Origin of the sequence: Streptomyces sp. NPDC050610 (genome assembly GCF_040654875.1) — a bacterium.
In the GTDB taxonomy this organism is placed as follows: Bacteria; Actinomycetota; Actinomycetes; order Streptomycetales; family Streptomycetaceae; genus Streptomyces.
Map to the genome: position 1 here is coordinate 1 of NZ_JBFAIV010000076.1, position 9609 is coordinate 9609.

At 70.6% G+C, this 9609-nt stretch carries 8 protein-coding genes and 1 riboswitch; of the genes, 4 read left to right on the forward strand and 4 right to left on the reverse strand.

Annotation, left to right across the window (positions count from 1 at the left end; genetic code table 11):
• Positions 1-131 precede the first annotated feature (131 nt).
• The 3 genes from AB0I22_RS39270 to AB0I22_RS39280 form a co-directional block, all read right to left on the reverse strand.
• Positions 132-1091 carry a cytochrome c oxidase assembly protein gene (locus tag AB0I22_RS39270; protein WP_363135832.1) on the reverse strand — a complete coding sequence of 320 codons (960 nt, stop codon included), beginning with the start codon at positions 1089-1091 and terminating at the stop codon, positions 132-134.
• Between the two features lie 182 nt (positions 1092-1273).
• Positions 1274-2725, reverse strand: a complete 1452-nt coding sequence (locus AB0I22_RS39275) for a trehalose-6-phosphate synthase (protein ID WP_363135833.1) — start codon at positions 2723-2725, stop codon at positions 1274-1276.
• 118 nt (positions 2726-2843) lie between these two features.
• Positions 2844-3797 (reverse strand): glucosyl-3-phosphoglycerate synthase, encoded by a 954-nt coding sequence (locus AB0I22_RS39280; RefSeq protein WP_363135834.1) that lies wholly within the window; start codon positions 3795-3797, stop codon positions 2844-2846.
• A 149-nt stretch (positions 3798-3946) separates the two neighbouring features.
• Positions 3947-4089: riboswitch (SAM riboswitch) on the forward strand.
• Positions 4090-4106: 17 nt separating this feature from the next.
• Here AB0I22_RS39280 and thrC point away from each other — a divergent pair.
• From thrC to groL, 4 genes are all read left to right on the forward strand, one after another.
• Positions 4107-5399 (forward strand): threonine synthase, encoded by a 1293-nt coding sequence (gene thrC, locus AB0I22_RS39285; protein ID WP_363135835.1) that lies wholly within the window; start codon positions 4107-4109, stop codon positions 5397-5399.
• A 43-nt stretch (positions 5400-5442) separates the two neighbouring features.
• Positions 5443-5721 carry a ubiquitin-like small modifier protein 1 gene (locus AB0I22_RS39290; RefSeq protein WP_363135836.1) on the forward strand — a complete coding sequence of 93 codons (279 nt, stop codon included), beginning with the start codon at positions 5443-5445 and terminating at the stop codon, positions 5719-5721.
• 596 nt (positions 5722-6317) lie between these two features.
• On the forward strand, positions 6318-6521 hold the full coding sequence (locus AB0I22_RS39295) for a cold-shock protein (protein WP_005315736.1): 204 nt from the start codon (positions 6318-6320) through the stop codon (positions 6519-6521).
• A 494-nt stretch (positions 6522-7015) separates the two neighbouring features.
• Entirely contained in the window at positions 7016-8641 is a 1626-nt protein-coding gene (gene groL / locus AB0I22_RS39300; RefSeq protein WP_363135837.1) for a chaperonin GroEL, read from the forward strand.
• 115 nt (positions 8642-8756) lie between these two features.
• Here groL and AB0I22_RS39305 read toward each other — a convergent pair whose 3' ends face one another.
• The gene (locus tag AB0I22_RS39305) at positions 8757-9407 is read right to left on the reverse strand and encodes a TetR/AcrR family transcriptional regulator (RefSeq protein ID WP_363135838.1); all 651 of its coding nucleotides are present in this window, start codon (positions 9405-9407) and stop codon (positions 8757-8759) included.
• Between the last annotated feature and the right edge of the window lie 202 nt (positions 9408-9609).

The window sequence follows — 9609 nt, forward strand, 5'->3', positions numbered from 1 at the left end:
CAGCTGCGCACGCGTCATACACACCGGACTACCGCATCCGCCCCCGGAACGACGGCGAATCCAGCAAACCGATCACGACTCAATACAGGCCCTAGCGCGCTGAAGCGCGGTTTCCGGGCCGAAGGCCGGCCTCAGCCCCCGTTGCGGAAGCGCTCGCCCACGATGCCCTGGTCCGTCTCCCACCACGGGCGGGTGAGCTGCGGTTCGGGCACCGCGGCGGGAACGGGCGAGGCCGGGGCCGGGGCGGGGCGGTGTTCCAGTTCGCGGTCCAGCCGCGCGTCCAGTTCCGCCGTCTTCAGCCGTTCGGCCCGTACCCACTCCACGAACACCGCGATGATGAACGGCAGTCCGACCAGCTCCGCGATCGTCATCATCGCCCCGCCGCCGATGAACTGGTCCCGCTCCAGGCTCGGGCCCCACGGGCGGTCCTGGGCCGCGTACCAGCCGCCCGCGACCAGCGTGCCGCTGGTCATCACGACGAGGCCGGGCAGCGCGTCCACGATCCCGTCCACGAAGATGAACGCCGCCCGGATCGGGTGGCCGCACCAGGACGGCAGCAGGTCCTGGCGGGTTAGCATCGGAAGCACGAACAGCGTGCCGACCACCAGCAGTTGCAGGTACATCAGCTCGTGCAGCGCGTCGTGGCGCAGCGCCGTCTCGAAGTACGGCGTGAAATAGATCAGCATCTCGGAGGCGAACACCAGCGCCGTGCTGACCATCGGAAACGTCAGCAGCCGCAGCACGCGGCCGCTGATCGCCCCCTGGAGCCGGCGCGCCGCGCGGCCCTCCGGCGGCAGTGCCCGCGCCGCCAGCGACAGCGGGTCGCCCAGCGCGATGCCGAGCGGGCCGATCAGGTCGAGGACGATGTTCTGCACGGCGGCGGGCCAGAACAGGACATGGTCGTAGACGGCCAGCCCCGACATCGTCGCCACCACGATCGCGCCGAGCCCGATCAGGCAGAACGACGCGCTGCGCCCCGCCGACCACCGCTCGCCGCGCCGCACCACCCGCGCCACGCCCCACGCGTAGAGCCCGCCGAGGACGAGGACCAGCACGAGCGCGTACGGGTCGAGCTGCCAGCTCGTGACCATGCGCCCGATCGTCGGCTCGGGCAGCCCCGATGCGGTGGTGACCCCATGAGGCCCGGACGGGCCAGAAGCCGCAAAGAACGCGGAAGCCCCGAAAATCGCTGTCGCTGTCACGCCGAACCACGGTAGACCCGGCTGTATACGATCCTGCGCCCGGCCCCCTCCGACGGGAAGCCGACCGGTTTCTAGCCGTCCAGCGCCCGCAGCTGGGCCATGAACCACTGCGCGGGCGGCAGCGCCGTCGCCGCCGCGGCCAGCCGCTTCGTGCGCTCGGCCCGTTCGTCGCGCGCCATCGTCAGCGCCTCGTGCAGCGCGCGGGCGGTGGCCTCCACGTCGTACGGATTGACGGTGATCGCGTCCTGGCCCAGCTCCTCGTACGCCCCCGCCTCCCGCGACAGCACCAGCGCGCACCCCTCGTCGGAGACGACCGGAACCTCCTTCGCCACGAGGTTCATGCCGTCCCGGATGGGGTTGACGAGGGCGACGTCCGCGAGCCGGTACGCGGCCAGGGAGCGCGCGAAATCGTCCTTGACGTGCAGCGCGACCGGCTGCCAGCCCTCGCGCCCGAACTCCGCGTTGATCTCCTCGGCGACGCTCCGCACGCGCGCCGTGTAGTCGCGGTACACGGCCAGGTCCTGCCGCGAGGGATAGGCGAAGGCGACGTGCACGACCTCGCCGCGCCACTCGGGGCGCCGCTCCAGCAGCAGCCGGTAGGCGAGCAGGCCGCGCACGATGTTCTTGGACAGCTCCGTGCGGTCGACGCGGACGACGGTCTTGCGGCCCGAGCCGCCGATCTGGTCGCGCAGGGCCGCCATCCGCTCCTCGACGTCCGCCTCGTGCGAGCGCTTCCGCAGGAAGTCGGCGTCGGCCCCGAGCCCGTGCACGCCGATGCGCGTCGTACGGCCCTCGAAGGTGACGGAACCGCCGTCGTCGGCGGCGCTCGCGCCGAGCACGTCCCGGCAGCAGGCGATGAACGCGTCCGCCCAGCGCCGGGTGAGGAACGCCGCGCGGTCCGCGCCCAGCACCCCGCGCAGCACCTCGGCCGCGACGTCGTCGGGCAGCAGCCGGTAGTAGTCCGGCGGGGCCCACGGGGTGTGCGAGAAGTGGCCGACGCGCAGGTCGGGGCGGCGCTCGCGGAGCATGCCGGGGACCAGCGTGAGGTGGTAGTCCTGCACCAGCACGGCGGCGCCCGGCGCGGCCTCGGCGGCCAGCGCGTCCGCGAAGGCCGCGTTGTACGCCTCGTACGCCTCCCACTGCTCCCGGAAGCCCGCGTCGAAGACGGGCTCCAGCGGCGTCTCGTACAGCAGGTGGTGGACGAACCACAGCACGGAGTTGGCGACGCCGTTGTACGCGGCGGCGAAGACGTCGGGCGCGATGTCCAGCATCCGGACGCGCTGCCCGCCCGAGTCGCCGGCCGGCAGATGGCCGCCCTCGGCGCGCCGTACGGCCTCCCGGTCGCCGTCCCCGAGCGCGGCGCACACCCAGACGGCGTCCGCCTCCGGTCCGATGGCCGACAGCCCGGAGACCAGGCCGCCGCCGCCGCGCTTGGCGGTGAGCGACCCGTCGTCGCCCCGCGCGTAGGAGACCGGGCCGCGGTTGGACGCGACAAGGACCTGGGCGCCGTGCTGGGAGGCCATGCCGCGAGCCTAGCCGCTGCCGCTCGGGCTCAAACGCCCGCACACCATCCGGAGGAGTGCCAATTCAGCCCGTCCGGCGTTTGAGGACCGGGGTCCGGGGCGGAGCCCCGGCAGGGAGCTACGCCGCCCGGCGTTCCACGTACTCCGGTATCTCCGCCATCGGCGGTCGTTCCTCGGTGTCCACCGCGTGCGTACGCGCCACGAATCCGTCCTCTCCCCGGTCGAACTGCGTCAGCGCGGGGCGCACCAAATGCCCGCGTGCCAGGCGGAGTTGAGCGGTGCGGTAGATGGCGGCGGCCATCCGGCCCAGTGCCTGGCCGTCCTGGTGGCGGTGTTTGCGCACGCCCACGTCGACCTGCGCGAGCGCGTCCAGGCCCACCGTGTGCAGGGCGTCGACGAGGAGGCCCAGCTCCACCCCGTAGCCGACGGGGAACGGCAGCCGCTCCAGCAGCGAGCGCCGCGCCGCGTACTCGCCGCCGAGCGGCTGCACGAAGCCCGCCAGCAGCGGCCAGTGCAGGTTGAGCAGCGGGCGGGCCACCAGTTCCGTGACCCGGCCGCCCTGCCCGGCCGCGTCGCCGAGCGGACGGTCGTACATCGCCTTGACGAAGTGCACGTCCGGGTCGGTCAGCAGGGGGCCGACGATGCCGGAGACGAAGTCCGCGGAGAACTCCCGCAGGTCGGCGTCGACGAAGCAGACGATCTCGCCGCTGGTCGCCAGCAGCGACCGCCACAGCACCTCGCCCTTGCCCGGCAGCGCGGGCAGCCGCGGCAGCACCGAGTCCCGGTGCACGACCCGCGCCCCGGCCGCCGCCGCGACGGCGGCCGTACGGTCGGTGGAGCCGGAGTCCAGCACCACCAGCTCGTCCACCAGCGGCACGGGCCCGGCCATCAGCTCGCGGCGGATGGCGGCGACGATCTCGCCGACCGTCGCCTCCTCGTCGAGGGCGGGCAGCACCACGCTCACCGTGCCGCGCGAACCGGCGGCGCGTTTCGCGGCGAGCAGCTGGTCGAGCGGGCGGTCGGCGGCGGACCAAGAGCGCTGCTTCAGCCAGTGCTCGACCTCTTCCAGCACGTCGAACGTCTCCTTATGTGATGCATCTCGCGGTTCGGACGGCTGTCTCAACCGTCCGGGGCTTCGGTTACAGTCTTGAACAACGCGGATGTCCGACGCATGTCGGGGTCGCGCGCCGACAAACGCCTGGGCCCCGCCCAGTGCCATACCGCTCATCCAGAGGGGCAGAGGGAACGGCCCGTTGAAGCCCCGGCAACCCTCCCGCCGGTCTCGTCGAACTATTCGCGAGGCTCCCGGTGGGGAAGGTGCCAATTCCGGCTCGCGGCGAGATGCGCCGCGGGGAAGATGAGGAGAAAGGGCCTCGCCTCCATGGCTGTGCAAGCCGCAGAAACGACCACTTCCGCCACTCCCGTAGACCTCGGTCCCGCCGTGGCGCTCTCCTGCCGCGAATGCGGCGAGCGCTTCGCCCTCGGCCCGATCTTCGCCTGCGAGGCCTGTTTCGGCCCCCTTGAGGTGGCGTACGAGCTGCCGACGGGCGACCCGGAGGACCTGCGCCGGCGGATCGAGGCCGGCCCCGACAACATCTGGCGGTACGCGCCGCTGCTCCCGGTCCCGGCCGACGTGGCCGGCAAGCCGAGTCTGAACCCCGGCTTCACCAAGCTGGTCAAGGCCGACCGCCTCGCCCGCGAGCTGGGCGTCACCGGCGGCCTGTACGTCAAGGACGACTCGGGCAACCCGACGCACTCCTTCAAGGACCGCGTCGTCGCCATCGCCGTCGAGGCCGCCCGCGCCTTCGGCTTCACCACCCTCTCCTGTTCCTCGACCGGCAACCTCGCGGGCGCGGTCGGCGCCGCGGCGTCCCGTGCCGGCTTCAAGTCCTGCGTGTTCATCCCGCACGACCTGGAGCAGGGCAAGGTCGTCATGGCCGCGGTCTACGGCGGCGACCTCGTCGGCATCGAGGGCAACTACGACGACGTCAACCGGTTCTGCTCCGAGCTCATCGGCGACCCGGCGGGCGAGGGCTGGGGCTTCGTCAACGTCAACCTGCGCCCGTACTACGGCGAGGGCTCCAAGACGCTCGCGTACGAGATCTGCGAGCAGCTCGGCTGGCGGATCCCGGACCAGATCGTCATCCCGGTCGCGTCCGGCTCCCAGCTCACGAAGATCGACAAGGGGCTCAAGGAGCTGATCCGGCTCGGGCTGGTCGAGGACCGCCCGTACAAGATCTTCGGCGCCCAGGCCGAGGGGTGCTCGCCCGTCTCCACGGCCTTCAAGGCGGGCCACGACGTCGTACGGCCGCAGAAGCCGGACACCATCGCCAAGTCGCTCGCCATCGGCAACCCGGCGGACGGCCCGTACGTGCTCGACATCGCCCGGCGCACCGGCGGCGCGGTCGAGGACGTCGACGACGAGCGGGTGGTGGAGGCGATCAAGCTGCTGGCCCGTACGGAGGGCGTCTTCGCGGAGACCGCGGGCGGCGTGACGGTCGGCGTCACCAAGAAGCTGATCGAGAACGGGCTGCTCGACCCGGCCCTGACCACGGTCGTCCTGAACACCGGCGACGGCCTCAAGACGCTGGACGCGGTGGCGCCGACCACCGGGCCCACCGCGACGATCCGCCCCAGCCTGGACGCCTTCCGCGCCGCCGGCCTGGCCGGCTGACCCCGCCCCAGGCCCACCCCGTCCACCACCGAAGGGAACCGTCATGAGCGTCAACGTCCGAATTCCTACCATTCTCCGCACGTACACCGGCGGCAAGGCCGAGGTGCCGGCCGAGGGCGCCACCGTCGCCGAGGTCATCGACTCCCTGGAGCGGAACCACCCGGGCATCGCCGCGCGCGTACTGGACGACGCCGGGAAGCTGCGCCGCTTCGTGAACGTGTACGTCAACGACGACGACGTGCGCTTCGAAGGGGGCCTCCAGGCGGCGACGCCGGACGGCGCGGGCATCTCGATCATCCCGGCGGTCGCGGGCGGCTGCTGACTCCTGCCCCGAGGCTTCCCGGGCCCTCTTTCCGGAACACCTCCGAGGCTTCCCCGGTCCTCCTTCCGGAACACCCGACGCTTCCCGCGTCGTCCTCCCGGAGCACCCCTGATCGTCCGCGGTCGTCCCCGATCGTTCTCGATCTTCCTCGAATCGCTTCCGAATCGCCCTCGGATCACCTCCGGATCGCCCCCGAATCACCTCTGAATCACCTCCGAATCGCCCCGGCCGGAAACGGACGGGGCGATTCCGTCTGTTGAATGGCGATACAGTTGAGGACGATCCCCCTCCGGCGTGAGTGCCGAACGCATATGAGAACCCGTCAAGTTACGTGCAAAGACTGTGCGCGAATTGTCGGGTATGTTGCGCTATGCCCGGCCCGACTTGCCCCGGAATGCTGGGAATCCTCCGCATAGCGTCGGTCGGCCACCGCCGGAATTCTCGTCCGATTGACCTGTTGCAGACGGCATCCGTGCAGATACATTCAGCCGCGGTCGACGCGTTCCGGCGCACACCCCCACCTGTCAGGGGGTGAGGTCTGACCCGGGTCCGCGAAGTGCGGTCCTGCGCAAGGGCCAGTAATAGGGGAGTTAGGCATGGCTCAGGGCACCGTCAAATGGTTCAACGCGGAGAAGGGGTACGGCTTCATCGCGGTCGACGGTGGTGCGGATGTATTCGTCCACTACAGCGCGATTCAGATGGACGGCTACCGCACCCTCGAGGAGGGTCAGCGAGTCGAGTTCGAGATCTCGCAGGGCCAGAAGGGGCCGCAGGCGGACATGGTCAAGCTCGCCGTCTGATCTCGGCGCGATCGACCACCGGCTCACTCACATGTGGGGCCCGTACCTTCCGAGGTGCGGGCCCTTCGTGCGCCCCGGGCCGGACCGGGGGTCGGCGCGGATGGGACCGGGGGGCGTCCCGCCTGTCGGGGTGTCGCCTGTTCCGCCTGCGGGGGCGTCCCTTGTTCCGCCTGCCGGGACTTCGCCCGTCCCGCGTCCTGGAACGTCGCCCGTCCCGCTTCTCTCCCCGCGCCCCACCCGCCTCATGAGTGCGCGCCGGGTCTGTGAAGCCGCTTGCACTCAAGGGGGGCGAGTGCTAATCATTGGGCTTAGCACTCTCCCAGTGAGAGTGACAGAAAAAGGACCGGGTCGGTGAGGCCCGTACGCCGGGTGGGGCAAGGAACCACAAGGCTGCAGGCCGTCCGTCGCGGGCGCCACACGGTCCGGAGAAATCCGCCCCCAAGCTCCTTGCAGGGAGCCGGGGGAACCCCTTCTGTCCGGGAGGACCACTTCACATGGCCAAGATCATCGCGTTCGACGAGGAGGCACGGCGCGGCCTCGAGCGCGGCATGAACCAGCTCGCCGACGCCGTCAAGGTGACCCTGGGCCCCAAGGGTCGCAACGTCGTCCTCGAGAAGAAGTGGGGCGCCCCCACGATCACCAACGATGGTGTTTCCATCGCCAAGGAGATCGAGCTCGAGGACCCGTACGAGAAGATCGGCGCCGAGCTGGTCAAGGAGGTCGCGAAGAAGACGGACGACGTCGCCGGTGACGGCACGACGACCGCGACCGTCCTGGCGCAGGCGCTGGTCCGCGAGGGCCTGCGCAACGTAGCCGCCGGCGCCAACCCGATGGCCCTCAAGCGCGGCATCGAGAAGGCCGTCGAGGCCGTCTCCGCCGCCCTGCTGGAGCAGGCCAAGGACGTGGAGACCAAGGAGCAGATCGCTTCGACCGCCTCCATCTCCGCCGCCGACACCCAGATCGGCGAGCTGATCGCCGAGGCCATGGACAAGGTCGGCAAGGAAGGCGTCATCACGGTCGAGGAGTCGCAGACCTTCGGCCTGGAGCTTGAGCTCACCGAAGGCATGCGCTTCGACAAGGGCTACATCTCCGCCTACTTCGCCACCGACATGGAGCGTATGGAGGCGTCGCTCGACGACCCGTACATCCTGATCGTCAACTCCAAGATCGGCAACGTGAAGGACCTCCTTCCGCTGCTGGAGAAGGTCATGCAGTCGGGCAAGCCGCTGCTGATCATCGCGGAGGACGTCGAGGGCGAGGCGCTGTCCACGCTCGTCGTCAACAAGATCCGCGGCACCTTCAAGTCCGTCGCCGTCAAGGCTCCGGGCTTCGGTGACCGTCGCAAGGCCATGCTCGGCGACATCGGCATCCTCACCGGCGGCACGGTCATCTCCGAAGAGGTCGGCCTCAAGCTGGAGAACGCCGGTCTCGACCTGCTCGGCCGCGCCCGCAAGGTCGTCATCACCAAGGACGAGACGACCATCGTCGACGGTGCCGGTGAGAGCGACCAGGTCCAGGGTCGCGTCAACCAGATCCGCGCCGAGATCGAGAACTCGGACAGCGACTACGACCGCGAGAAGCTGCAGGAGCGCCTGGCGAAGCTCGCCGGCGGTGTTGCGGTCATCAAGGCCGGTGCCGCGACCGAGGTCGAGCTCAAGGAGCGCAAGCACCGCATCGAGGACGCCGTTCGCAACGCGAAGGCGGCCGTCGAGGAGGGCATCGTCGCCGGCGGTGGCGTGGCCCTGCTCCAGACCGTCTCGGTCTTCGAGAAGCTCGACCTTGAGGGCGACGAGGCCACCGGTGCCGCCGCTGTGAAGCTGGCCCTTGAGGCCCCGCTGAAGCAGATCTCGGTCAACGCCGGCCTTGAGGGCGGCGTCGTCGTGGAGAAGGTGCGCAACCTGACCCCGGGTCACGGCCTCAACGCCGCGACCGGCGAGTACATCGACCTGGTCGCCGCGGGCATCATCGACCCGGCCAAGGTCACGCGCTCCGCGCTGCAGAACGCCGCCTCCATCGCGGCGCTCTTCCTCACCACCGAGGCCGTCATCGCCGACAAGCCGGAGAAGGCGGGCGCTGCCCCGGCCGGCGGCGGCATGCCGGGCGGTGACATGGACTTCTGATCCTCTTGAGGATCAGCTGCCCATAGCTGTACGGACCGAGGGCGGCACCCCCATCGCGGGGGTGCCGCCCTCGGGCGTTTTTCCGTGTCCGGGCTTTGCCGGTGCCTGGGCGCTCTTACGCCCGTACGTCCGCGTCAGGGGCGGTGAGCGGCTTCACCGACTCGGCTCCGGCGGTGAACAGCCGGTCGAGCTGGCGGTCGAGGAGGGCGAGGGCCTGCTCGGGGGTGCGCTGGCCGAGGAGCACCCCGGTCTGTAGCCCGTCGGCGGTCGCCAGCAGGATCTCGGCTTCGGGCAGGGGGTCCAGGCCGGCCGGCACCTGTCCCTCCCGCTGCCCCCAGGCGATCAGATCGGCGAGGAGCCTTTCGAGTTCGGGGGGCGCGTCGGCGGCGATGGCCGCGAGGTTCTCGTCCCACAGGAAGCGGACGAAGTACGCCACGTACACGAGGTGCCGGGTCCGCCGCTCCTCGTCCAGCGGCAGCATCTCCATCAGGACTCCGCGCACGGCTCCGCGCGGGGTGTTCGCGTCGCCGAGCGCCTCGACGCGCGCCCGGCCGCGTACCTCGGCGTCGCTGTTGAGGATCTCCAGCGCCGTGAGCAGCAGCGCGTCCCGGCTGCCGAAGTAGTACTGGATCAGCCGCACCGACACCCCGGCCTCCGCCGCCACCTGCCGCAGCGTGACGTCCTCCAGCCCGCGCCGGGCGGCCAGCCGCCAGACGGCCTCGGCGATCTGGTGACGCCGCTGGTCGTGGTCGGCCTGTCGGGGCATGGGGGCGGTCCTCGCTGGTTCGTCCGCTCGGCGTGGGTTCGTCGATCCGTTCGGTCGCTCCACTCTAGGGCCTGTATTGAGTCGTGATCGGTTTGCTGGATTCGCCCTCGTTCCGGGGGCGGATGCGGTAGTCCGGTGTGTATGACGCGTGCGCAGCTGACGGATGGGGAGTGGGGATTCGTCGAGCCGTATCTGCCGGTCG